The 25,471-nt window shown below is 68.3% G+C and carries 18 protein-coding genes and 3 rRNA genes; 1 reads left to right on the top strand and 20 read right to left on the bottom strand.

Translation table 11 applies throughout. From position 1 onward, the window contains the following. The first annotated feature begins 82 nt into the window (after positions 1–82). Positions 83–1,045 (top strand): IS481-like element IS1121 family transposase, encoded by a 963-nt coding sequence (locus CMS_RS06240; RefSeq protein WP_012296860.1) that lies wholly within the window; start codon positions 83–85, stop codon positions 1,043–1,045. Positions 1,046–1,055: 10 nt separating this feature from the next. On the opposite strand, the gene der is transcribed toward CMS_RS06240, so the two are convergent. From der to tyrS, 20 genes are all read right to left on the bottom strand, one after another. Next, on the bottom strand, positions 1,056–2,564 hold the full coding sequence (gene der / locus CMS_RS06235) for a ribosome biogenesis GTPase Der (protein ID WP_012298651.1): 1,509 nt from the start codon (positions 2,562–2,564) through the stop codon (positions 1,056–1,058). Between the two features lie 40 nt (positions 2,565–2,604). Next, positions 2,605–3,348: a (d)CMP kinase gene (cmk, locus tag CMS_RS06230; protein ID WP_223842742.1), complete on the bottom strand. Its 744-nt coding sequence runs from the start codon at positions 3,346–3,348 to the stop codon at positions 2,605–2,607. After that, entirely contained in the window at positions 3,345–4,463 is a 1,119-nt protein-coding gene (locus CMS_RS06225) for a prephenate dehydrogenase (protein WP_012298649.1), read from the bottom strand. Before CMS_RS06225 ends, cmk begins: the two co-directional genes overlap by 4 nt. Next, a complete protein-coding gene (locus tag CMS_RS06220; protein WP_012298648.1) occupies positions 4,460–5,335 on the bottom strand; it encodes a pseudouridine synthase in 876 nt (291 codons plus the stop codon). Before CMS_RS06220 ends, CMS_RS06225 begins: the two co-directional genes overlap by 4 nt. Beyond that, on the bottom strand, positions 5,319–5,930 hold the full coding sequence (gene scpB / locus CMS_RS06215; RefSeq protein WP_012298647.1) for an SMC-Scp complex subunit ScpB: 612 nt from the start codon (positions 5,928–5,930) through the stop codon (positions 5,319–5,321). The genes CMS_RS06220 and scpB overlap by 17 nt, the downstream gene beginning before the upstream one ends. After that, on the bottom strand, positions 5,920–6,786 hold the full coding sequence (locus tag CMS_RS06210) for a segregation and condensation protein A (protein WP_012298646.1): 867 nt from the start codon (positions 6,784–6,786) through the stop codon (positions 5,920–5,922). The genes scpB and CMS_RS06210 overlap by 11 nt, the downstream gene beginning before the upstream one ends. Then, positions 6,770–7,618, bottom strand: coding sequence for a ParA family protein (locus CMS_RS06205; RefSeq protein ID WP_223842741.1), 849 nt, complete (start codon positions 7,616–7,618; stop codon positions 6,770–6,772). The genes CMS_RS06210 and CMS_RS06205 overlap by 17 nt, the downstream gene beginning before the upstream one ends. 108 nt (positions 7,619–7,726) lie before the next feature. Further along, the gene (xerD, locus tag CMS_RS06200; protein ID WP_012298644.1) at positions 7,727–8,713 is read right to left on the bottom strand and encodes a site-specific tyrosine recombinase XerD; all 987 of its coding nucleotides are present in this window, start codon (positions 8,711–8,713) and stop codon (positions 7,727–7,729) included. Then, on the bottom strand, positions 8,710–9,411 hold the full coding sequence (locus tag CMS_RS06195; RefSeq protein WP_012298643.1) for an NUDIX domain-containing protein: 702 nt from the start codon (positions 9,409–9,411) through the stop codon (positions 8,710–8,712). The genes xerD and CMS_RS06195 overlap by 4 nt, the downstream gene beginning before the upstream one ends. Next, positions 9,408–11,150 (bottom strand): CTP synthase, encoded by a 1,743-nt coding sequence (locus CMS_RS06190; protein ID WP_012298642.1) that lies wholly within the window; start codon positions 11,148–11,150, stop codon positions 9,408–9,410. The genes CMS_RS06195 and CMS_RS06190 overlap by 4 nt, the downstream gene beginning before the upstream one ends. 73 nt (positions 11,151–11,223) lie before the next feature. Then, on the bottom strand, positions 11,224–12,939 hold the full coding sequence (gene recN, locus CMS_RS06185; RefSeq protein ID WP_012298641.1) for a DNA repair protein RecN: 1,716 nt from the start codon (positions 12,937–12,939) through the stop codon (positions 11,224–11,226). Continuing rightward, on the bottom strand, positions 12,932–13,849 hold the full coding sequence (locus tag CMS_RS06180; protein ID WP_041464470.1) for an NAD kinase: 918 nt from the start codon (positions 13,847–13,849) through the stop codon (positions 12,932–12,934). Before CMS_RS06180 ends, recN begins: the two co-directional genes overlap by 8 nt. 5 nt (positions 13,850–13,854) lie before the next feature. Further along, positions 13,855–14,727: a TlyA family RNA methyltransferase gene (locus CMS_RS06175; RefSeq protein WP_012298639.1), complete on the bottom strand. Its 873-nt coding sequence runs from the start codon at positions 14,725–14,727 to the stop codon at positions 13,855–13,857. Beyond that, entirely contained in the window at positions 14,720–14,947 is a 228-nt protein-coding gene (locus tag CMS_RS06170) for a hypothetical protein (protein ID WP_012298638.1), read from the bottom strand. The genes CMS_RS06175 and CMS_RS06170 overlap by 8 nt, the downstream gene beginning before the upstream one ends. A gap of 9 nt (positions 14,948–14,956) precedes the next feature. Next, on the bottom strand, positions 14,957–15,997 hold the full coding sequence (locus CMS_RS06165; RefSeq protein WP_012298637.1) for an HAD-IIA family hydrolase: 1,041 nt from the start codon (positions 15,995–15,997) through the stop codon (positions 14,957–14,959). Then, entirely contained in the window at positions 15,987–17,066 is a 1,080-nt protein-coding gene (locus CMS_RS06160) for a tetratricopeptide repeat protein (RefSeq protein WP_041464469.1), read from the bottom strand. Before CMS_RS06160 ends, CMS_RS06165 begins: the two co-directional genes overlap by 11 nt. 1,098 nt (positions 17,067–18,164) lie before the next feature. Then, a 5S ribosomal RNA gene (rrf, locus tag CMS_RS06155) occupies positions 18,165–18,281 on the bottom strand. Between the two features lie 116 nt (positions 18,282–18,397). After that, a 23S ribosomal RNA gene (locus CMS_RS06150) occupies positions 18,398–21,518 on the bottom strand. Between the two features lie 428 nt (positions 21,519–21,946). Continuing rightward, positions 21,947–23,467 (bottom strand): 16S ribosomal RNA (locus CMS_RS06145). Together the 16S, 23S and 5S rRNA genes form the textbook arrangement of a ribosomal RNA operon. A 557-nt stretch (positions 23,468–24,024) precedes the next feature. Then, positions 24,025–25,353, bottom strand: a complete 1,329-nt coding sequence (tyrS, locus tag CMS_RS06140) for a tyrosine--tRNA ligase (RefSeq protein WP_012298635.1) — start codon at positions 25,351–25,353, stop codon at positions 24,025–24,027. Positions 25,354–25,471 lie beyond the last annotated feature (118 nt).

Below are 25,471 nucleotides of genomic sequence, written 5' to 3'. Positions count from 1 at the left end.
ACGTTGGTGACACTTCGGGGCGTGTGAAGAGGCCTCCTGGCTTGATGGAGCTGTTCAGTTCAACCATCGCCAGGAGGCCTCGATGTCCCACGGTAATGCTCGTCTGACGGTTCACGGGAGGGTTCTCCTCGTGCGGCGGGTGGTGGAGGATCGTCGGCCGGTCGCGCACGTCGCGCGGGAGCTGGGGGTGTCGCGGCAGTGCGCGCATCGATGGGTGAACCGGTTCCGTGCCGAGGGGCTGCGAGGGCTGACGGATCGGTCATCGCGGCCCCGGTCAGTACCGAGGCGAACGAGCCCGGAGCGGGAACGGGCCGTGCTGGAAGCGCGGGCCCAGTTGCGGGCGGGTCCTGCGCGGCTGGCGCCGGTGACAGGTGTTCCATCCCGTACGATCTCCCGCATCCTGCGCCGGCACGGGGCGCCGCCGTTGGCATGGTTGGACCCCGTCACCGGGGCCGTGATCCGGGCATCCCGGTCAACGGCGCACCGGTATGAGCACGAGCATCCGGGTGATCTGATCCACGTGGACGTGAAGAAGCTCGGGAGGATCCCGGACGGAGGCGGCTGGCGGGTCCACGGGCGCAGCGAGCAGGTCCGCGGCCGCGGGATCGGGTTCGATTACGTCCATGCCGCGGTCGATGACCACACCCGTCTCGCCTACGCGGAGATCCATCCCGATGAGAAAGGCGCGACCGCGGCCGGGTTCCTGACCCGCGCAGCGGCGTACTTCGCCGGGCATGGGATCACCCGGATCGAGCGGGTCATCACGGACAACGCGTTCGCCTACCGGCACTCGACCGCGTTCAAGAACGCCGTCCAGGACCTGGGCGCGCGGCAGAAGTTCATCCGCCCGCACTGCCCCTGGCAGAACGGCAAGGTCGAGCGCTTCAACCGGACCCTCGCGACCGAGTGGGCCTACCGGCAACCCTTCACCAGCAACCAACACCGCGCCGACGCGCTTGACCCCTTCATCGAGCACTACAACACTGAACGAATCCACTCAAGCCACGGGCTCACGCCCGCGGCCCGAGTGTCACCAACGTCATGACCCAGTACACCTAGCGCTTCCGCTTCTCCCGCACGCGCATGTTGACGATGATCGGGCTGCCCTCGAAGCCGTAGATCTCGCGCAGGCGACGCTGGATGTAGCGGCGGTACTGCGGGTCGAGGTACCCGGTCGTGAAGAGCACGAATGTCGGCGGCCGGCTCGAGGCCTGCGTGCCGAACAGGATGCGCGGCTGCTTGCCGCCGCGCACGGGGTGCGGGTGCGCTGCGGTGAGCTCGGCGAGGAACGCGTTGAACTTGCCCGTCGCGATGCGGGTGTCCCACGACTCCAGCGCCGTCTCGAGCGCCGGCACGAGCTTCTCCATGTGGCGGCCGGTACGCGCCGAGATGTTGACGCGCGGCGCCCACGACACGTGCGCGAGGTCGGTCTCGATCTCGCGCTCGAGGTAGCGGCGGCGCTCGTCGTCGAGCAGGTCCCACTTGTTGAACGCGAGCACGAGCGCGCGGCCCGACTCGAGCACCAGCTCGATGATGCGGATGTCCTGCTCGCTGATGACCTCGGAGACGTCGATCATGACGACCGCGACCTCCGCCTTCTCCAGCGCCGCGCTCGTGCGGAGCGACGCGTAGAAGTCGGCGCCCTGGGCGAGGTGCATGCGGCGGCGGATCCCGGCGGTGTCGACGAAGCGCCACACCTTGTCGGCGATCTCGACCTGCTCGTCGACGGGATCCCGCGTGGTGCCGGCGAGCTCGTTGACGACCACGCGCTCCTCGCCCGCGGCCTTGTTGAGCAGGCTCGACTTGCCGACGTTCGGGCGGCCGAGGATGGCGACGCGGCGGGGTCCGCCGACCTCCTCCTTGGCGACCTTGGAGACGAGCGGCAGGGTCTTCAGCACGAGATCCAGCAGGTCGGCCACGCCGCGGCCGTGCAGCGCGGAGACGGGGTGCGGCTCGCCGAGGCCGAGCGACCACAGCGACGCGGCGTTCGGCTCCTGGCGCGCGTCGTCGACCTTGTTGGCCGCGAGGATCACCGTCTTCTTGGTCTTGCGGAGCAGGCGGACGACGTGCTCGTCCGTGCTCGTGGCGCCGACGTTGGCGTCGACGACGAAGAGCACGGCGTCGGCGAGGTCCATCGCGATCTCGGCCTGCATGGCGACGGACGCGTTGATGCCCTTGGCGTCGGGCTCCCAGCCGCCGGTGTCGACCAGCGTGAACCAACGGCCGGCGTACTCGGCCTTGTAGGAGACGCGGTCGCGCGTGACGCCGGGGGTGTCCTCGACGACGGCCTCGCGGCGGCCGAGGATGCGGTTGATGAGCGCCGACTTGCCGACGTTCGGGCGGCCGACCACCGCGAGCACGGGCAGCGCCGGCAGGTACGTGACCTGGTCGGGGTCGTCGGTCGCCGCTTCGAGGACCTCGAGGTCCTCGTCGTCCAGGTCGTAGTCGTCGAGCCCGGCGCGGAGCGTCTGCGCGCGCTGGGCGGCGAGCTCCTCGTCGATGCTCGACAGGCGCTCGGTGAGCGCGCTGTCGAGCTCAGGGAAGTCGTCGTCGTGATCAGCCATGTCATTCCTCTGGCGTGTCGGCCCGTCGCCGGGCCGCGCCTCAATCCGTTCGTGCGTGTACGAGATCGACCACCGCCTGGACGGTCTGATCGAAGTCGATGTGCGTGGAGTCGATGGTGGTCACACCATCTGCGGCGTTCATGAAATCGACGACCTGCGAGTCGGCCCGATCCCGGGAGGCGAGTGATTCGCCGACCGCGGCTGCCGACTGGGTCGACGTCTCCGCGGAACGCCTGCTCATCCTAGCTTCCGGGGAGGCCGTCAGCAGAATGCGGACCTGGGCGTCGGGCGCGACGACCGTGGTGATGTCGCGGCCCTCGACCACGATGCCGGGCTTGTCGCTCGACGCCATGAGCGCGCGGAACAGCTCCACCATGTAGTGCCGCACCTCGGGCACGCGGGCCACGCGGCTCACGACGGCGGAGACGCGGGGCTCGCGGATCGCCTCGGTGACGTCGGTGCCGCGGACGGAGACGCGCGTCTCGTCGGGGTCGATCGCGATGTCGTAGTCGAACCCCTCGATGAGGCTGGTGACGGTGGCGGGATCCTCGGTGTCGACGCCGCTCTCCAGCGCGAACCAGCTGAGCGCGCGGTACGCGGCGCCGGTGTCCTGGTAGTCGAAGCCGAGGGCGCGCGCGGCGGCCCGGCTCACGCTCGACTTGCCACTGCCGGCGGGGCCGTCGACGGCGACGACCGTGCGGTTCAGCGTGGCGTCGACGAGCAGGGCGTCCTCCAGCGGGTCGGGTGCGGTCGGGTCGGGTGCGTTCACAGCGTCTCCGGTCATCCGGCGATCCTCCAGTCACGTTCTTCAAGCCGCGCGACCAGGCGGTCGCGGGCCTCGGGCAGCACGGCGATCTCGACGAGACCCACCTGCGCGCCCTGGGAGTGCTCGAGGCGCAGGTCCTCGATGCTGACGTCGGCGGCGCCGACGTCGCAGATGAGCGCGGCCAGCTGGCCGGGGCGGTCGTCGATCATCACGGTCACGGCGGCGAAGCGGCGGTCCTGGCCGTGCTTGCCGGGGATGCGAGCGACGCCCGCGTTGCCCGCGTGGATCCGCTCGGCCACGCGCAGCCGGGCGCCCTGCGCGTCGACGTCGTCGAGCGCGTCGATCACCTCGTCGAGGTCGGTGCGGAGGGCCTTGAGGATCGGCACGATGCGGGAGGCGTTGGCGCCGAGGATCTGCACCCAGAGCGCCGCGTCGCTCGACGCGATGCGCGTCGTGTCGCGGAGCCCCTGCCCGGAGAGGCCGAGCGCCGAAGCGTCGCCGTCCGCGAGCCGCGACGCGAGCAGGCTCGCGACGACCTGCGGCACGTGCGAGACGAGGGCCACCGAGGCGTCGTGCTCCTCCGCGGTCATCTCGATCGGGACGGCGCCGAGGTCGAGGATCAGCTGCTCGACGGGCGCGCCGGCGGAGTACGTGATGCCGTCGTGGCCCGCGATGACCCAGGGCCGGCCGAGGAAGAGGTCGCCCGTCGCGGAGACGGGGCCGCCGCGCTCCCGCCCGGCGAGCGGGTGGGAGCCGAGGTAGCTGGAGAGGTCGGCACCCATGGCGCGCAGCTCCGCGAGCGGCGCGGCCTTCACGCTCGCGACGTCGGTGACGAGCGCGTCCGGGTGCGCGGCGAGCTCGGCCGCGACCACGCGCGCGGTCACGTCCGGCGGCACGCAGACGACGACGAGCGCTGGCCGGTCGGGCGCCGAGGAGATGTCGGCGATGCGCCCCGCGCCCATGTCCGCGGCGAGGCGGAGCGTGGTCGGCGACGCGTCGGCCAGCACCACGTCGACGCCGCGGGCGCGGAGGCCGAGCGCGATGCTCGTGCCGAGGAGGCCCGTGCCGACGATGCGGACGGTCCCCTGCACACGCGTGTCGGTCGCGGCGGCCGCGCCCGCGGCCTCGCTCACTCGCCGTCCTCGCGGTCCACGTCCCCCTGCGCCTCGGCGGCCGCGCCGGCGCCCTGCGGGTTCGCGGGTCCGGCCTGCGCGCGGGCCTCGCGCGAGATGGTGAGCAGCTGGCCGAGCTCGTCGGAGGTGAGGTCGCGCACGCGGCCGACGCCGAGGGATCCGAGGTGCAGCGGCCCGAACTGGCGGCGCACGAGCTCCTCCACCGGGTGGCCGACCTCGTCGAGCATGCGGCGCACGATGCGGTTGCGGCCCGAGTGCAGCGTGATCTCCACGAGCGTCTGGTCGCCGCCGCCCGAGAGGATGCGCGCGCGATCCGCCTGGATCGGCCCGTCCTCGAGGTCGACGCCCTGCGTGAGCCGCTGGATCGTCTGCGGCGTGACCCGCCCGGTGACCTTCGCGATGTACGTCTTCAGCACGCCGAACGACGGGTGCGCGAGCACGTGCGCGAGGTCGCCGTCGTTGGTGAGGATGAGCAGGCCGCTCGTCTCCGCGTCGAGGCGGCCGACGTTGAACAGGCGCTCCTCGAACTCCTCCGTGAACTCGCGCAGGTCGGGTCGGCCGCGCTCGTCGCGCAGCGAGGAGTAGATCCCGACGGGCTTGTTGAGCATGAGGTAGCGCTTGGAGGTGTCGAGCTGCACGGCCTGGTCGTCGACCGCGACCTCGTCGACGTCGGGGTCGATTCGGCGGCCGGGCTCGGTGACGGTCTCGCCGTTCACGGTGACGCGGCCGGCGGCGATCATGTCCTCGCAGACGCGGCGGCTGGCGACGCCGGCGGCGGCCATCACCTTCTGCAGGCGGACGCCCGCGACGGGCTCGTCCGGGTTCCAGGCGTGCGCGGACGCGCGGTCATCGGGCTCAGTGGAGGGGGTCATGGAAGCCTTCCGCCCCGTCGGGGAGCAACGGGGAGATCGGGGGGAGCTCGTCGAGCGAGTTGATGCCGAGCTGCGTGAGCAGGTGGTCTGTCGTACCGTAATGGATCGCGCCGGTCTCTTCGGCGGTGAAGGCCTCCGTCACGAGGCCCCGCGCGAGCAGCGTCCGCACCACCGAGTCGACGTTCACGGCGCGGATCGCGGCGACCTGGCTGCGGCTGATCGGCTGCTTGTACGCGATGACCGCGAGTGTCTCGAGGGCCGCCTGCGAGAGGCGCGTGGGGTTCTGCGTGAGCACGTGGTCGCGGATCACCGTGTCGTACTCGGGCCGCACGTAGACGCGCCAGCCGCCGCCGACCTCGCGCAGCTCGAAGCCGCGGCGCACTCCCCCGGTCTTCCCGTCGAAGTCGTCGACGAGCCGCTGGATCGCGCGGCGCACCTCCTTCACGGGCGTCGAGGTGGCGGTCGCGAGCGTCGTCACGCTCTGCGGCTCGTCCGCGACCATGAGCAGGGCCTCGAGCGCGCGGTCGAGGTCGAGCGGGGTGTCGGCGTCGGGCACTGCGGTGTCGCCCGTCGGATCCTGCGGCTCAGCTGTCATAGCCGGCCCCCAGGCTCGCGAGCGCGTCGTCGCTCCAGCTCTCGGCGGTCCACGTGAGGGTCAGCTCGCCGAGTGCCTCCGGCTGGTCGAACTCGATCGCGGCCACCCGGTACAGCTCGAGCACCGCGAGGAAGCGCGCGATCACCACGCCGGTGACGCCGGCGTCCGCGACGAGCTCCCGGAACGTGACCGGTGCGCCGCCCCGCAGCCGCGCGACCACGACCGCGGCCTGCTCGCGGATGCTCACGAGCGGCGCGTGCAGGTGGTCGAGCCCCACGGTCGGGATCTCGCGCGGCGCGAGCGCGAGGAGCGCGATCGCCGCGAGGTCGGCGGGTGACGTGGTCCACACGAGCTCGGGCACCTGCGCGCGGAACCGCTCCTCGAGCGGCACGTCGCGGAAGGCCCGGCCGGACTCGGCGACGAGCCGCTCCTGGAACCAGCTCGCCGCCTGCTTGAAGGCCCGGTACTGCAGCAGCCGGGCGAACAGCAGGTCGCGCGCCTCGAGCAGCGCCACGTCCTCGGCGTCCACGAGCTCGCCCTGCGGCAGGAGCCCGACGAGCTTGAGGTCGAGCAGCGTCGCCGCGACCACGAGGAACGAGCTGGCCTCGTCGAGGTCCTCGGGTCCGTCGAGGCCGCGGATGTGCGCGATGAACTCGTTCGTCACGAGGCTCAGGCTCACCTCGGTGATGTCCATCTCGTGCCTGCCGATGAGCGACAGCAGGAGGTCGAACGGGCCCTCGAAGTTGCCGATGCTCACCCGGAACGCACGCTCGGGATCCGCCCGGAGCGCGGCGGCGTCCGCGTCGACGGCGAGCTCCGGCTCGGCCAGGGGTGCGCCCCTACGCGACGGCGCCACGCGCGATGAGCTCCCGCGCCACCTTGCGGTACGCGAGCGCCGCCGGGTGCTCGGGCGCGAACTGGATGATGGGCTTGCCCGCCACCGACGCGTCCGGGAACTTGACCGTCCGGCCGATGACCGTCTCGAGCACGCTGTCGTCGAACGCCTCGACCACGCGCTGCAGCACCTCGCGGGAGTGCAGCGTGCGCGAGTCGTACATGGTCGCGAGGATCCCGTCGAGCGCGAGCCCCGGGTTCAGCCGGTCCTTGACCTTCTCGATGGTCTCGACGAGCAGCGCGACGCCGCGGAGCGCGAAGAACTCGCACTCGAGCGGGATCAGCACGCCGTGGCTCGCCGTGAGCGCGTTGACGGTGAGGAGGCCGAGCGACGGCTGGCAGTCGATGAGGATGACGTCGTAGTCGGCGCTCACCTTGCGCAGCACGCTCGCGAGGATCTGCTCGCGCGCGACCTCGTTGACGAGGTGCACCTCCGCGGCCGACAGGTCGATGTTGGCGGGGATCACGTCGAGGCCCTCGAAGCCCGTGGTCTGGATCGCCTCGCGCGGGTCCTTCACGGTGCCGAGCAGCAGGTCGTAGATGGTGACGGCGTCGTGCGTCTGCACGCCGAGGCCGGCGGAGAGCGCGCCCTGCGGGTCGAAGTCGACGGCGAGGACGCGTCGGCCGTAGCTCGCGAGCGAAGCGCCGAGGTTGATGGCGGTGGTCGTCTTGCCGACGCCGCCCTTCTGGTTGCAGAGGGAGATGATCTTGGCGGGGCCGTGGCCGGCGAGCGGCTCCGGCTCGGCGAACTCGCGCAGCTCCCGGCCGGTGGGCCCGAGCACGGGGACGTCCATTCCCGGGAGCTCGGTCACATCTGGCTTGCGCGTCACGTGGATCTCTCTCTGCCGCTCCTCCGACGCGGGAGTCCGCCGGATCCTCGAGAGTCTACCGGGGAGGGTCGCTCACGCCCGGCGGGCACGCGGGTGCGCGGTCGTGTAGACGTCGCGCAGGGTGTCGACGGTCACGCGCGTGTAGATCTGCGTGGTCGCGACCGACGAGTGACCGAGCAGCTCTTGCACGACGCGCACGTCGGCGCCGCCCGCGATGAGGTGCGTCGCGAACGAGTGCCGGAAGATGTGGGGCGAGATCTCCTCCGTGACGCCGGCGCGCTCGGCGGCCGCCTTGATCACGAGCCACGCGTTCTGCCGAGACAGCGCGTGTCCGCGGAGCCCGAGGAAGAGCGCCGGAGTCGCGGATCCGCGCGCGGCGAGGATCGGGCGGACGCGCACGAGGTAGGCGTCGACGGCACGGCGCGCGAAGGACCCGACGGGCACGATCCGCTGCTTGCCGCCCTTGCCCACCACCCGCACGATCTCGGCTGCGGCGCCGTCGGGCCCCAGCACGTCGTCCACGGTGAGCGCCGTGATCTCGCTGACCCGCGCGCCCGTCGCGTACAGCAGCTCGAGCAGGGCCTTGTCGCGGACGCGGAGGGGCTCGTCGCCGTCGGTCGCGTCGAGGATCCGCCCCATCGTCTCGACCGACACGGCCTTCGGCAGGCGGCTCGGCAGCTTGGGCGGCTTCTGTTCGGCGGACACGTCGACCTCGACGATGCCCTCCTCCACCAGGAACCGGTGGAAGCTCCGCACGCTCGAGAGCATCCGCGCAAGCGACGACGCCGTGAGGCCGCCCTGCTCGGGGTCGCGGACGCGCTGGGCGAAGCCGGCGACGTGCGCGCTCGTCGCATCGGCCGGATCCGCCACGCCCTCCGCCGCGAGGTGCGCCGTGTACCGCGCGAGGTCGCGGCGGTAGGCCTGGATGGTGTTGCGGGACAGGCCGCGCTCCACCTCGACGTGCCGGAGCCACCGGTCGACGGCCCGGCGCAGCGCGACGGGGACCTCGGGCGCGGTGTCGGGTGCCGCTCCCCCGGGTCCGTCGGCCGCGTCGGTCACGATCCGGACGCGCCCCCGCCGTCGCGATCGCCGTCGCCGTCGCCGTCGCCGTCGCGCAGCTTCGGGTGCCGCGGCCACGGCGCGTCGGCGGGTCCGAGCGTCTGCCAGCCGCGCGAGCGGGCGACGTGCGCCTGCAGCACCGCGATCACGGTCGACGGGTTCTGGATCCGCCGCTCGAGCACCGCCGTGACGACCTCGTCGAGGTCGACCCAGCGCACCTCGATGTCGGCCTCCTCATCGGTGCGCGCGAACGCCTCCGCCGTGGGGGTCAGCCCACGCGCGAGGTAGACGCGGATCGCCTCGTCGCTGCCGCCGGGCGTCGTGTAGTACTCCGCCAGCACGCTCCACTCGGCGGCGAGCAGGTCAGCCTCCTCCGCGAGCTCCCGCTGCACGGCCGTCAGCGGCGGCTCGCCCGTGATGTCGAGGAGCCCGGCCGGGATCTCCCACTCGCGCATGCGCACGGGGTGCCGGTACTGCTTGATGAGGAGCACGCGGTCCTCGTCGTCGATCGCGAGCACCGCGACGGCGCCCGTGTGGTCGACGTACTCGCGCGTGATCTCGCCGTCGCCGTACGCGAAGGTCTCGCGGCGGATGTCCCAGATCCTGCCCTGGAACACCCGCTCGCTCGACGTGACGTCGTACGAGACGGCGTCGTCGTGCAGGCTGTCAGCCGGGGATCCCACGACAGCGTCTGTCACGCGACGGCCTCGGCGTCGTCCTCGACGAAGAGCGTGCTCGCGGCCTGGCGGTCGAGCGCGGCGCGGACGAGGCCGGCGAACAGCGGGTGCGCGCGGTTCGGGCGCGACCGCAGCTCCGGGTGCGCCTGCGTGCCGATGTAGAACGGGTGCACCTCGCGGGGCAGCTCCACGTACTCGACGAGCGTGCCGTCGGGCGAGGTGCCCGAGAACACGAGGCCGGCGTCCTGGATGCGCTCGCGGTACTGGTTGTTGACCTCGTAGCGGTGGCGGTGGCGCTCGTGGGAGACGGGCGCGCCGTACAGCTCGGCCGCGAGGGATCCCTCGGCGAGCTTCGCCTCGTACAGGCCGAGGCGCATGGTGCCGCCGAGGTCGCCGCCCGCGATGATGTCGACCTGCTCGGCCATCGTCGCGACGACCGGGAACTCGCTCTCCGGGTCGAACTCGCTCGAGGATGCGCCCGCGAGGTCCGCCTCGTTGCGCGCGTACTCGATGACCATGCACTGGAGGCCCAGGCACAGGCCGAGCACGGGGATCTTGTTGTCGCGCGCGAACTTCAGCGCGCCGAGCTTGCCCTCGATGCCGCGGATCCCGAAGCCGCCCGGGACGCACAGCGCGTCGAGGTCGCCGAGCCTCTTCGCGGCACCCTCGGGCGTCTCACACTCGTCGGACGCGACCCAGCGCAGCTTCACGCGCGCCGAGTGGGCGAAGCCGCCGGCCCGCAGCGCCTCGGTGACCGAGAGGTACGCGTCGGGCAGGTCGATGTACTTGCCGACGAGGCCCACGGTGACCTCGTGCTTCGGGTCGTGCACGGCGTCCAGCAGGTCGCTCCAGCCGGACCAGTCCACGGCGTCCGCGGCGGGGAGGCCGAGGTGGTCGATGATGTAGCTGTCGAGGCCCTGCCCGTGCAGCATCTCGGGGATGTCGTAGATGCTCGGCACGTCGACCGCGTTCACGACGGCCTGCTCGTCGACGTCGCACATGAGCGCGATCTTCTTCTTGTTCGAGTCGGAGACCGGCCGGTCGCTGCGGAGCACGAGGGCGTCCGGCTGGATCCCGATGGAGCGCAGCGCCGCCACGGAGTGCTGCGTCGGCTTGGTCTTCTGCTCGCCCGACGCGCCCATGTACGGCACGAGCGAGACGTGAACGAAGAAGACGTTGTTCCGCCCGAGCTCGTGGCGCACCTGGCGCGCGGCCTCGATGAAGGGCTGGCTCTCGATGTCGCCGACCGTGCCGCCGATCTCGGTGATGATCACGTCGGGCTGCGGCTCGTCCGAGGCCTGCAGGCGCATGCGGCGCTTGATCTCGTCGGTGATGTGCGGGATGACCTGCACGGTGTCGCCGAGGTACTCGCCGCGGCGCTCCTTGGCGATGACCTCGGAGTAGATCTGCCCCGTGGTCACGTTCGCCGCCTGGTCGAGCTCGATGTCGAGGAAGCGCTCGTAGTGCCCGATGTCGAGGTCGGTCTCCGCGCCGTCGTCGGTCACGAAGACCTCGCCGTGCTGGAAGGGGTTCATGGTGCCCGGATCCACGTTGAGGTAGGGATCGAGCTTCTGCATGACGACGCGAACTCCGCGCGCCGTGAGGAGGTTGCCCAGGCTGGCCGCCGTGAGGCCCTTGCCGAGCGAGGAGACGACGCCGCCGGTCACGAAGATGTGCCTGGTCGTCTTCGCCGCGCCTGTCGTGCTGGTGATGCTGTCCGTCGTGCCCGAGTCCGTGTCCGCTGAATTGATGTCCGCCACGGGCTTCCATCCTACGTGGGAATCGGGCCACCGCGGCAGCCACGCCGCGCCGCGCCGGCCGCCGGTCGTCCGTTCAGCGCAGCGAGGCCGCGGTCTCCACCAGCTCGCGCGCGTGCGCCAGGCCGCTCTCGCTGTCCGGCAGGCCGGAGAGCAGGCGCGCCATCTCCTGGATCCGCGCGTCGCCCTCGAGCTGCGTGACGCTCGACGCCGTCACCTGCCCGTCGCCGCCCTTGACGACGCGCAGGTGGTTGGTCGAGAACGCCGCGACCTGCGCGAGGTGCGTGACGACGATGACCTGCGCGCGCTCGGCGAGACGCGCGAGTCGGCGCCCGATCTCGATGGCCGCCGCACCGCCCACGCCCGCGTCGACCTCGTCGAACACGAAGGTGGGGACGGGGTCGTCGCCGGCCACCACGACCTCGATGGCGAGCATCACGCGCGACAGCTCGCCGCCGGACGCGCCGCGCCCCAGCGGCCGGGCCTCAGCGCCCGCGTGCGGACGGAGCAGGATCTCGACGCGGTCGGCGCCCGACAGCGCGGGCTCCTCGCGCGGCGACACGCGCACGTCGAGCGACGCGTCGGCCATGGCAAGCGCACCGAGCTCGGTCGTGACGGCCGCGGCGAGCCGCTCCCCCGCCTCCGTGCGGACCGCGGTGACGCGCTCGGCAAGCTCGCCGACGAGCGCCTCGTCGCGCTCGACCTCGACGCGCAGCAGGTCGATGCGGTCGGTGTCGCCGTCGAGCTCCAGCAGGCGCGCGCTGCCGGTGTCGAGGAACGCGAGCGCGTCCTCCACCGTGGGGCCGTGCGCGCGCGTGAGGGCGGCGAGCTCGGCGCGGCGGTCCTGCAGCGTCTCGAGCTCGCGTGCGCCGTCGGCGTCGAGCCCCGCGAGGTAGCCCGAGAGCTGCACCGCGATCTCCGACACGAGGATCCGCGCGCTGTCGAGCGACTCGATGATGTCGGCCAGGCCCGGGTCGTGCGCCGCGACCCGGTCGAGGCGGCGGTGCGCGGTGTCGAGCACGGACGCGGCGTCGGCCATCTCGCCGGACGCGTCCTCGGACGACATGAGCTCGTGGGCGGCGGACGCGGCGGCGCGCAGGTCCTCGAGGTTGGTGAGCCGGTCGATGCGCTCGCGCAGCTCCTCGTCCTCGCCGGGCTGCGGGGCCACCGCCTCGATCGCGTCGATCGCCGCGCGCAGCTCCTCGGCCTCGCGCGTGCGGGCGTCCTGCTCCGTCACGAGCCGGTCGAGCTCCGCGCGCGCGGCCTGCCATCGGCGGAACACCTCCTGGTACTCGCCGAGCACGGGCACCAACGCGGATCCCGCGAACCGGTCGAGCGCCTGCCGCTGCGCGGTGGACGACCGCAGCCGCATCTGGTCGGACTGGCCGTGCACCACGACGAGCTGCTCCCCGATCTCGGTCAGCAGCGCCGCGGGTGCGCCCCGGCCGCCGACGGACGCGCGGCTGCGGCCCTCGGACGAGAGCTGCCGCGTGACGATGAGCTCACCGCGCGTGCCGTCGCCGAACGGGTCGACGTCTCCCCCGGCGTCCCGCACGCGCTCGGGCACGGGGCCGTCGGCGGCGATGATCCAGCGTCCCTCGACGACCGCGCGCTCGCTCCCCTGCCGCACGGCGCCGGAGTCGGCGCGCGCACCGAGCAGCAGTCCGAGGGAGGTGACGACCATGGTCTTGCCCGCGCCGGTCTCGCCGGTGACGGCCGTGAAGCCGGGCCCGAGCGGCAGCGTCGCCTGGCCGATCACCCCGAGGTCGCGGATGGTGATCTCCTCAATCACGGTCGACGGGCCCCCTCCAGCCGGTGACCGGCAGCTCGAACTTGTTCACTAGGCGGTCGGTGAACGGCGACTGCTTGAGGCGCGCCAGGCGCACGGGGATGGCGGATCGCCGGGTCTCCACGCGCGCACCGGGCGGCATGTCCCGCGTGCGGCGGCCGTCGCACCAGAGCACGCCGGAGCCGGAGGTGCGGCTCAGCACCTCGACGGCGACCGTGGACTCCGGGCCCACGACGAGCGAGCGTGCGAAGAGCGTATGCGGGCTGAGCGGCACCACGAGCATGGCCTCGAGGCTCGGCCATACGATGGGGCCGCCGGCGGAGAAGGCGTACGCGGTGGATCCGGTGGGCGTCGAGACGACCATCCCGTCGCACCCGTAGGACGCGAGCGGACGCCCGTCGATCTCCACGACGACCTCGAGCATGCGCTCGCGGCTGGCCTTCTCGACCGTCGCCTCGTTCAGCGCCCACGTGCGGTAGACGATCTCGGCGCCGACCTTGAGCGTGACGTCGAGCGTCATGCGCTCCTCGACCGTATAGTCGCGGTCGAGGACACGGCGGACGGTGGCGGTGAGGTCCTCGCGCTCGCTCTCGGCCAGGAAGCCCACGTGCCCGAGGTTGACGCCGAGGAGCGGCACGGAGGTGCCGCGCACGATCTCGGCCGAGCGCAGGATCGTGCCGTCCCCGCCGAGGACGATGACGATCTCGAGATCGGCCGTCTGCACGTCTTCCCCGAGCACGGCGACGCGGTCCATCTCGGGCGCGAACGGCAGGATGTCGGCCTTCTCCTCGGCCGTGAGCACGAGCTGCACGTCGGCCTCGGCCAGCTGCGCGCACACGCTGAGCGCCGCGTCGATGGAGTCGCGCCGTCCCGTGTGGGACACGACCAGGATGTGCCTCGCGGGTCCAGCCACTTCGCTCACGCTCCTGTGATCTCGTTCGACGTCGATCTCCATTGTGTCGGATTGCACCCCGCACGACCGCTGAACCAGGCGAGGTACTCGTGGTTCCCGGCGCCGCCGACGATCGGGGAGGAGACGAGGCCGGCCGTGCCGAGCCCCAGGTCCCAGGCCGCCCAGAGCACGCGCATCACGGCGTCGTCGCGGAGGCCGGCGTCGTGCACGATGCCCTCGCGGATCCCCGTGCGCCCCACCTCGAACTGCGGCTTGATCAGCAGCACGACGTCGGCGCCGTCCGCGGCGGTGCGCGCGATGGCCGGCAGCACGAGCCCCAGCGAGATGAAGGAGAGGTCGCCGACGACGAGCGCGGGAGCCTCTCCCGCGAGGTCGTCCGGCGTCACGCCGGCGAGCGACTCCGGCGTCAGGTCGCGGACGTTGAAGCCCTCGACGACGTCGACGCGCGGATCCTCGCGGATGAGCGGATCCAGCTGCCCGTGCCCGACGTCGAGCGCGATCACCCGCCGCGCACCCCGCTCGAGCAGCACCTGCGTGAATCCTCCGGTGGACGCGCCCACGTCGAGCGCCAGGCGCCCCGCGACCTCCACCTCGGGGAACGCGTCGAGCGCGCCGATGAGCTTGTGGGCGCCGCGGCTCACGTAGGCGTCCGTTCCGGCGACCTCGACTACGGATCCGGGCATCACGCGGAAGGACGCCTTGACGACGCCACGCCCGTCGACCGTGACGAGCCCGTCGACGATGAGCCGTGCGGCATGCGTGCGCGACCGCGCGAGGCCGAGCGCGGGCAGGGCCGCGTCGAGCCGCAGGTCGCCGCCGAGCAGCTCGGCGGGTGCCTCGGCGGGCAGCGACGCGGATCCGTCGCCGGCGTCAGCCACGCGCCGCGGCCCCGTCCCCGCCCTCGAGCCGTGTCCGCAGCTCGTCGTGCAGCAACGCGAAGGCGGCCGCGCGGTCGCCGAGCGGCTGCTCCTCGATGAGCTGCAGCCGGGAGACCAGCTCCTCGGCGACGTCGCGGTCGTCGTGGTCGTCGCGGTCGCCCTCCGGTGCCGCTCCCGCTGCCGATGCCGCTCGAGCTCCGTCCTCCGGGTCGTCGCTCACGCCGTCACGCTACGCCCGGCCCGCGCCGGCGGCACCGGCGGCGACGTAGAGCGACTCCTGCACGTCGAGCCCGTAGATCGGCCGGCCCGAATTCCAGATGACGGCGCAGGCGGCGCGCAGCGTGTCGATGGTGGACCCGCCGTCCTTGACGACCTCGACCCGGTCACCCGCGATGCGCACGGACGACTTCCCGACCGTCGCCACGCGTCCCTCCTGCGAGAACCGCGTCTCCGGATACGGCTCGTGCAGCTGCCCGAGGTGCTCGAGGATGAACGTCGGCCGCTGGTCCTCCTCGGCCGCGAGGAGCTGCTTCGCGCGGTCGATCCCGGTGAGCACGTGGACGGATGCCATGCCGGCGCGCGTCGCCCCCAGGATGTCGGTGTCGAGCCGATCACCGAGGAACACGGGCCGTTCCGCGCCGAAGCGCTCGCGGGCCACGTCGAAGATCGGCGTCTCCGGCTTGCCCGCGACCACGGGCAGACGCCCGACCGCCGTGTGCACGGCCGAGACGAGCGTGCCGTTGCCGGGGGCGATGCCCCGCGCGACGGGGATGGTCCAGTCGGTGTTGGTCGCGACCCACACGACGTCCGGGTCGGCCAGCGCGAACGCGGCCTCGGCCAGCTGCGCCCAGCCCACCTCCGGCGAGAAGCCCTGCACGACCGCCGCCGGCTGGTCGTCCGTCGAGCGCGTGACGACGTAGCCGGCCTTCTCGAGCTCGTGCACGAGGCCCTCGCCGCCGACGACGAGCACGATGGATCCCGCGGGCACGCGGTCCGCGAGCAGCCGCAGCGCTGCCTGCGGTGACGTGACGACGTCCTCGGGCGCGACCGTCAGCCCGAGCGAGCTGAGGTGCTCGGCCACGGAGGCGTCCGTGCGCGAGGCGTTGTTCGTGATGTACCCGAGTCGGATCCCGTCGCCAGCCGCGCGGTTCAGCGCGTCGACGGCGTGCGGAATGCTGTCGGGCCCCGCGTACACGACCCCGTCGAGGTCGGCGAGGATCACGTCCACGCCGTCGAGCGGGGCACTCCCCTTCGCCGCCCTAGCGAACATCGCGGTCGCCTTCCCGTGCGTCGTCGGCGCCGAGCGCCCCGTCGGTCATGTCCACGGGCGCGGCCTCGTCGGCCCCGCGGTCGCGCTCCTCGACGTCGAGCTCGTCATCGACGTCGATCGCGATGTCCGAGCTGTCGCCGTCCTCGCTCGGCAGGCTCGGCTCGTCGCCCTCTCCGGGATCCTCGGACGCCGTGGCGGCACCATCGGCTGCCACCCCCGCATCCGCGGCCCGCTCATCGTCGCCATCGGCCTCAACGGATCCGTCGTCCTCCCCCGAGAGGACCTCCTCCCCCGAGAGGACCTCCTCCCCCGAGAGGACCTCCTCCCCCGAGAGGACCTCCTCGCCCGCGACGTCGACATCCCCGGAGTCCTCGACCTCGAGCTCCTCCTCGACGACCTCGACCATGTCGTCCCAGCCCTCGTCCGGATCAGCGAACGCAGACTCGGCGGCATCGGCGCGCTGGCGCCAGGCGTCGGCTTCGTCTGAACGACCCAGCTCCTCGAGCACCTCCGCGTACGCGTGGAAGAGATCCGCGCTGTACGAGTACGCCACGTCGCGGTTCAGCTGCGCGATCGACAGCTCGTCGAGAGCCGCCTCCGTCTGCCCGAGGTCGAGCCGGGCGCCGGACATCGCGATCGCGAGCGCGACCTGCTCCGCCGCCGGCAGGGTCTCCTTCGGCACGGAGCGACCCAGCTCCAGCGCCTTGTCGGGGCGTCCCTGCCCGCGCTCGCTGTCGACCATGAGGGCGAGCTGGTCGTTCTTGCCGGAGATGCGCCGATAGGTCCGCAGCTCGCGCAGTGCGAGCGCGTAGTCGCCGACGGCGTACGCCGTGATGGCCAAGGACTCACGGACCACCGCGATGCGTCCTGCGCGGCGAGCCGCCGAGGTCGCGTGCCGGTGCGCGAGCTCCGGATCCTCGTCGATGAGCCGCGCCGCCATCACCAGATGCTGCGCGACGCCCTCGGCGTTGTCCTTGCTCAGGGTCTTCAGCTCGTTGCGGGCGATCCGGTCGAGGTCACCCGGCTTCACGTCCTCGGGGATCTCCGGATCCTCATGACGGGGACGCACGGAACGCAGCTCGCGTGCGCGCAGCTGCTCCTCGGTCAGGGCCTCCTCGTAGCGAGGGGCGTCCCGGTCGTTCCGCGCCGGTCGTCCATCGCGCGTCCAGAGCTTGTCGCCGTCGCGCGGCGGTCGAGCGCCGCCACGTCCGGCGTCACGGCCACCGGAATCTCGGCCGCCGTCCTTGGACCAGGGCTTCCGCTCCCCATCACGCGCAGGCAGCGCCACTCCGGCCCCGCCGTCGCGCGACCAGGGCTTGCGCTCCCCATCGCGCGCGGGCCGGGCCGACCCGGCTCCGCCATCGCGCGACCAGGGCTTGCGCTCCCCATCACGCTGCGGCCGCGAGGCACCGCCCCCGTCCTTGGACCAGGGCTTGCGCTCACCATACCGCGCCGGACGGGCCGGGCCGGCACCACCATCGCGCGACCAGGGCTTGCGCTCCCCATCACGCTGCGGCCGGGAAGCACCGCCCCCGTCCTTGGACCAGGGCTTGCGCTCACCATCCCGCGCCGGACGGGCCGGGCCGGCCCCGCCATCGCGCGACCAGGGCTTGCGCTCGTCGTCCCGCGCCCCACGGTCCCCGCTCGATCCACGAGCGCCGGAGCTCCGCCCACCGTCGCGTGGGCCTCGCGGGGCACCAGAGGATCCCCGCTCATACGGCGGCATGGACCCGTCGCGCCCGCGAGAGGAGTGCGACGATCCGCGGTCCTGGGCCTCGGGCCGGCTGTCTCGATCGGATGAGTCGCTCACTGTGCTCCTGTCGGCCGCGAAGGCCAGATGATGTCTGTGGTGTTGTGGGTCTGCCGAAGTCTCCTACCAGGCTAACCGGTGAGGCGACGCCGGGACAGCCGAGACCGGGTCCGACCCGACACCCGGCTCCGAGGATCGGCACGGCCCGGAGGTGGTGCCGATGGGAGATCTCGTCGGAGACAGCACGTCACCCGAAACCGCAGGACGACGGGATCACACTGCGGCGTAGTGCGACTCTGCGCGTCCAGACCGAGATGCCACCCCCGACAGTGCCCGCGCGACATCGGGAGGCCGTGTTAACGCAGAAAGGCCCGCCGCACGATGTGCGACGGGCCTCCCCGTTCGTTCTCAAGTTAAGTCCGGCGGTGTCCTACTCTCCCACAGGGTCCCCCCTGCAGTACCATCGGCGCTGAGAGTCTTAGCTTCCGGGTTCGGAATGTTACCGGGCGTTTCCCTCTCGCTATGGCCGCCGAAACACCTCATACACACCCCACAGGGCATGAAATATGTGATGAATCGACCAGTCAAGCTGGTTGTTCAATTAGCACCCGACCGTATATGGGGAACCACATAGTGGACGCAAGCAAAATGTTTTCAAGATATCGGCTTATTAGTACAGGTTAGCTCCACGAGTCTTTAGTCCTCGCTTCCACATCCTGCCTATCAACCCGGTAGTCTAGCCGGGAGCCTTCACCCTAAAAGGGATGGAAATCTCATCTCGAAGCCGGCTTCCCGCTTAGATGCTTTCAGCGGTTATCCGTTCCGAACGTAGCTAATCAGCGGTGCTCCTGGCGGAACAACTGACACACCAGAGGTTCGTCCATCCCGGTCCTCTCGTACTAGGGATAGATCTTCTCAAATTTCCTACGCGCGCAGCGGATAGGGACCGAACTGTCTCACGACGTTCTAAACCCAGCTCGCGTACCGCTTTAATGGGCGAACAGCCCAACCCTTGGGACCTACTCCAGCCCCAGGATGCGACGAGCCGACATCGAGGTGCCAAACCATGCCGTCGATATGGACTCTTGGGCAAGATCAGCCTGTTATCCCCGAGGTACCTTTTATCCGTTGAGCGACAGCGCTTCCACGAGCCACTGCCGGATCACTAGTCCCGACTTTCGTCCCTGCTCGACTTGCCAGTCTCACAGTCAAGCTCCCTTGTGCACTTACACTCGACACCTGATTACCAACCAGGTTGAGGGAACCTTTGGGCGCCTCCGTTACTTTTTAGGAGGCAACCGCCCCAGTTAAACTACCCACCAGGCACTGTCCCTGAACCGGATTACGGTTCAAAGTTAGATATCCAGAGTGACCAGAGTGGTATTTCAACAATGACTCCACCCGAACTAGCGTCCGAGCTTCACAGTCTCCCACCTATCCTACACAAGCCACACCAAACACCAATACCAAGCTGTAGTAAAGGTCACGGGGTCTTTCCGTCCTGCTGCGCGTAACGAGCATCTTTACTCGTAGTGCAATTTCGCCGAGTTCGCGGTTGAGACAGCTGGGAAGTCGTTACGCCATTCGTGCAGGTCGGAACTTACCCGACAAGGAATTTCGCTACCTTAGGATGGTTATAGTTACCACCGCCGTTTACTGGGGCTTAAATTCTCAGCTTCGCACTTGCGTGCTAACCGTTCCTCTTAACCTTCCAGCACCGGGCAGGCGTCAGTCCGTATACATCGTCTTGCGACTTAGCGCGGACCTGTGTTTTTAGTAAACAGTCGCTTCCCACTGGTCTCTGCGGCCTTCAAACGCTTCAGGAGTAAATCCCTACACGCCTCAGGCCCCCCCTTCTCCCGAAGTTACGGGGGCATTTTGCCGAGTTCCTTAACCACGATTCTCTCGATCTCCTTAGTATTCTCTACCTGACCACCTGAGTCGGTTTGGGGTACGGGCGATTGGAACCTCGCGTCGATGCTTTTCTTGGCAGCATAGGATCACTGATTTCGTCCGTGAGGACTACCCATCGGGTCTCAGGCTACATAGAAGACGGATTTGCCTATCTTCTGCCCTACATCCTTAGACCGGGACAACCATCGCCCGGCTCAGCTACCTTCCTGCGTCACACCTGTTAATACGCTAAACGCCCCAGCGTAGGGTCGTGTGCTAGGCCAAGACCGTCACCCCGAAGGGATCGAATCAAGGATTCAGACACTTAGCATTACTGGATTGTCTTGGGCGGTTCTTCATCGGTACGGGAATATCAACCCGTTGTCCATCGACTACGCCTGTCGGCCTCGCCTTAGGTCCCGACTTACCCAGGGCGGATTAGCCTGGCCCTGGAACCCTTGGTCTTTCGGAGGACGGGTTTCTCACCCGTCTTTCGCTACTCATGCCTGCATTCTCACTCGTGTGGCCTCCACGGCTGGTTCACACCGCCGCTTCGCTGGCCACACGACGCTCTCCTACCCATCCATACGGCTGGACCACGAAGGCCTGCCTATAATATAAATGCCACAACTTCGGTGGCGTGCTTGAGCCCCGTTACATTGTCGGCGCGGAATCACTTGACCAGTGAGCTATTACGCACTCTTTCAAGGGTGGCTGCTTCTAAGCCAACCTCCTGGTTGTCTATGCAACTCCACATCCTTTCCCACTTAGCACGCGCTTAGGGACCTTAGATGGTGGTCTGGGTTGTTTCCCTCTCGACGATGAAGCTTATCCCCCACCGTCTCACTGCTGCGCTCTCACTTACCGGCATTCGGAGTTTGGCTGAAGTCAGTAACCTTTTGGGGCCCATCGTCCATCCAGTAGCTCTACCTCCGGCAAGAAACACGCAACGCTGCACCTAAATGCATTTCGGAGAGAACCAGCTATCACGAAGTTTGATTGGCCTTTCACCCCTATCCACAGCTCATCCCCTCCATTTTCAACTGAAGTGGGTTCGGTCCTCCACGACGTCTTACCGTCGCTTCAACCTGGCCATGGATAGATCACTTCGCTTCGGGTCTAGAACATGCGACTCATACGCCCTATTAAGACTCGCTTTCGCTACGGCTGCCCCACACGGGTTAACCTCGCCACATATCACTAACTCGCAGGCTCATTCTTCAAAAGGCACGCTGTCACACGAACAAGGGTGCTCCAACGGTTTGTAAGCAAACGGTTTCAGGTACTATTTCACTCCCCTCCCGGGGTACTTTTCACCTTTCCCTCACGGTACTTGTCCGCTATCGGTCATCTGGGAGTATTTAGGCTTATCAGGTGGTCCTGACAGATTCACACGGGATTTCTCGGGCCCCGTGCTACTTGGGATACTCTCCGGACAGGCGACGACATTTCGACTACGGGGTTCGCACCCTCTATGACTGGCCTTTCAAGACCATTCGTCTATATCGCGCTCATTGCCCTCACAGCTCGGTAGAACTGTACGGAAAGTCCCGCAACCCCGACCATGCAACTCCTACCGGATATCACACATGATCGGTTTGGCCTCTTCCGGTTTCGCTCGCCACTACTAACGGAATCGCTTTTGCTTTCTCTTCCTGTGGGTACTGAGATGTTTCACTTCCCCACGTTCCCTCTACCCGCCCTATATATTCAGGCGGGAGTCACCAGGTCGCCCAAAGGGCCTGGCGGGGTTTCCCCATTCGGAGATCCTCGGATCAAAGCTCTATTATCAGCTCCCCGAGGCTTATCGCAGATTTATACGTCCTTCTTCGGCTCCAGATGCCAAGGCATCCACCGTTTGCTCTTAGAATCTTGAAATCACATGAGATTGAATCGTTTCGCCTCCCCTAGAGGAGACAGAATTGACCAATGATCTATAAATAGATCTTTGTGATCCACCGGGTAAACCGGTGAATCTAAGATGCTCGCGTCCACTGTGTAGTTCTCAATATACGGGCGGTACCCCACCACCATCCACTCAAGGGACGACGGAAAGGGTCCGACAAGAAACCAGACACACCAAAAGGTGCGGCCCGGTCCCTCAGGACCCAACAGCGTGCAACATGCCCTCGACACACCAGACCATTTTCCCACCCCACAAGGAGGCGTACTAGCAGCCCGGCACATCAGCCGGCATCAATGTCAATGTTCCACCCATGAGCGCCACCGCCAGAACATACGCCTGACGCGTGACTTGGCACCCGTGATCTCCCTGTATACAGAGGAGAGGTGCACATGCTCCTTAGAAAGGAGGTGATCCAGCCACACCTTCCGGTACGGCTACCTTGTTACGACTTAGTCCTAATCACCGATCCCACCTTCGACAGCTCCTCCCTTGCGGTTAGGCCACTGGCTTCGGGTGTTACCGACTTTCATGACTTGACGGGCGGTGTGTACAAGGCCCGGGAACGTATTCACCGCAGCGTTGCTGATCTGCGATTACTAGCGACTCCGACTTCATGAGGTCGAGTTGCAGACCTCAATCCGAACTGAGACCGGCTTTTTGGGATTCGCTCCACCTTACGGTATCGCAGCCCTTTGTACCGGCCATTGTAGCATGCGTGAAGCCCAAGACATAAGGGGCATGATGATTTGACGTCATCCCCACCTTCCTCCGGGTTGGCCCCGGCAGTCTCCTATGAGTTCCCACCATTACGTGCTGGCAACATAGAACGAGGGTTGCGCTCGTTGCGGGACTTAACCCAACATCTCACGACACGAGCTGACGACAACCATGCACCACCTGTATACCGACCTTGCGGGGCGCACATCTCTGCACGTTTCCGGTATATGTCAAGCCTTGGTAAGGTTCTTCGCGTTGCATCGAATTAATCCGCATGCTCCGCCGCTTGTGCGGGCCCCCGTCAATTCCTTTGAGTTTTAGCCTTGCGGCCGTACTCCCCAGGCGGGGAACTTAATGCGTTAGCTGCGACACGGAGACCGTGGAATGGTCCCCACATCTAGTTCCCAACGTTTACGGCATGGACTACCAGGGTATCTAATCCTGTTCGCTCCCCATGCTTTCGCTCCTCAGCGTCAGTTACGGCCCAGAGATCTGCCTTCGCCATCGGTGTTCCTCCTGATATCTGCGCATTCCACCGCTACACCAGGAATTCCAATCTCCCCTACCGCACTCTAGTCTGCCCGTACCCACTGCAGACCCGAGGTTGAGCCTCGGGATTTCACAGCAGACGCGACAAACCGCCTACGAGCTCTTTACGCCCAATAATTCCGGACAACGCTTGCACCCTACGTATTACCGCGGCTGCTGGCACGTAGTTAGCCGGTGCTTTTTCTGCAGGTACCGTCACTTTCGCTTCTTCCCTACTAAAAGAGGTTTACAACCCGAAGGCCGTCATCCCTCACGCGGCGTTGCTGCATCAGGCTTTCGCCCATTGTGCAATATTCCCCACTGCTGCCTCCCGTAGGAGTCTGGGCCGTGTCTCAGTCCCAGTGTGGCCGGTCACCCTCTCAGGCCGGCTACCCGTCGTAGGCTTGGTGAGCCATTACCTCACCAACAACCTGATAGGCCGCGAGTCCATCCCCAACCGAAATTCTTTCCACGACCAGACCATGCGGCCAATCGTCATATCCGGTATTAGCTACCATTTCTAGCAGTTATCCCAGAGTCGGGGGCAGGTTACTCACGTGTTACTCACCCGTTCGCCACTGATCCGCCAGAGCAAGCTCTGACATCACCGTTCGACTTGCATGTGTTAAGCACGCCGCCAGCGTTCGTCCTGAGCCAGGATCAAACTCTCCATAAATGCTTAAACGCACGACCACCCGAAAGCAGCCGGCACATCTAAAGCCAGACGTGAACGGGAATCGAACACGAACCAGCAAGTTTGAAACCGACAGAACAAATCATTACTGACTTGCTTGTTTGTTTAAATGTATTCCAAAGGAATCGGAAACGAGCATCCGAAGGACACCCGCAACGGGTATTTGGCATTTGACATTGTGCACGCTGTTGAGTTCTCAAGGAACGGACGCTCCCGACACCGACCATCACAGCCAGCCATCGGAGCTCACACTCCACCGCTCCCCGTGGGAGTGATCCAGACCACACAGGCCCAGCACTCACGTCGGAAGCGGAATCAGACCCTAGCTCAGTTGATGGTAAACACGCAACCCATAAGCCGCGGCAACTTCTGTTTCACCAGGATCCAGAACACCAGAACAGCTCCGGAAGCTTCTCAGCTCCCCGCCCGTTCCGGCGACAATAGGAGACATTACGCGGACCACCCCACCCCCGCAAAACCAACGACATCCCGGGCGTGTCGCCGGGGATGTCGTGGTGTATAGCTGGTAGGAGTCGGATTCAGCCGACGGTGACCCCCGCGAGCGTCTTCTTGCCGCGCCGCAGGACCGCGTATCGGCCGTGCAGGAGTTCGTCCACGACGGCCGCCGCATCGGTCACCGCGGCGTTGTTCACGTACACCCCGCCCTGCGTGATCGCGCGCCGAGCCTCCCCCGCGCTGGAGACCAGCCCGGTGTCGACGAGCGCCTGGATCACCGTGGTGCCGGGAGCCAGCTCCGCGGTCGGCAGCTCGCGGATGACCGCCTCGAGCGTGCCTTCGTCCAATGCAGCGAGCTCGCCCTGGCCGAACAGCGCCTGCGCCGCGGCGATCGCGGACTCCGTCGCCTCCACCCCGTGCACCAGTGACGTCACCTCCCACGCCAGCGTCCGCTGGGCCTCGCGACGGAAGGGCTCGGACGCCACGGCGCGCTCCAGCTCCTCGATGCGAGCCCGGTCGAGGAACGTGAAGACGCGCAGGCGGTGGATCACGTCGCCGTCATCGGTGTTGAGCCAGAACTGGTAGAACGCGTACGGGCTCGTAAGCTCCGGGTCCAGCCACACGGCGTTGCCCTCGCTCTTGCCGAACTTGGTGCCGTCGGAGTTGGTGATCAGCGGCGTGCCGATGGCGTGCGCCGTGGCCCGCTCGCTCCGCCGGATCAGGTCGGTGCCGCTGGTGAGGTTGCCCCACTGGTCGCTGCCGCCGGTCTGGAGCACGCACCCGTATGCGCGGTGCAGCTCCCGGAAGTCGAGGCCCTGCAGGATCTGGTAGCTGAACTCCGTGTAGCTGATGCCCTCGTCCGAGTTGAGGCGGGCGCTCACCGCGTCCTTCTTGAGCATGGTGCCCACACGGAAGTGCTTGCCCACCTCGCGGAGGAAGTCGATGGCGCTGAGCGGCGCCGTCCAGTCGAGGTTGTTCACGATGCGGACGGCGTTGTCGCCCTCGGGGCTGAGGAAGGCGGACACCTGCGCCTGCAGACGGCCCACCCACTCCGCCACGACCTCCGGGGTGTTGAGGGTCCGCTCCGCCGTGGGCCGAGGGTCGCCGATCAGGCCGGTCGACCCGCCCACGAGGCCGAGCGGTCGGTGGCCCGCCAGCTGGAGGCGACGCATCAGCACGAGCTGCACGAGGTTGCCGAGGTGCAGGCTCGGCGCGGTGGGGTCGAAGCCGCAGTAGTACGTGATCGGCGGACCGGACAGCAGCTCCTTCAGCGCGTCCTGGTCGGTGGAGACGTGCACGTACCCGCGCCAGACGATCTCCTCCCACACGTCCTCGAAGGACGGGTCGTTGCGCTGGGAGGAGAGGCGGTCGGGATCGGCGTTCGTCACCCGGTCACGGTACCAGCGCGGCATCCCCGAGCCGGTGGGGCACGGCGGTGAGGCGGCGTCCCGTCGGGCTCGCTCGGGAGCCGCGTCGCGATGCGATCCGGCGGCGTGCCGGGTGTCGGTGGTGGGCGGCAGGCTCGGGTCC

Source organism: Clavibacter sepedonicus, assembly GCF_000069225.1.
In the GTDB taxonomy this organism is placed as follows: Bacteria; Actinomycetota; Actinomycetes; order Actinomycetales; family Microbacteriaceae; genus Clavibacter; species Clavibacter sepedonicus.
The sequence above is the reverse complement of the archived record's forward strand: the minus strand, read 5'-3'. Positions and strand labels throughout refer to the sequence as shown.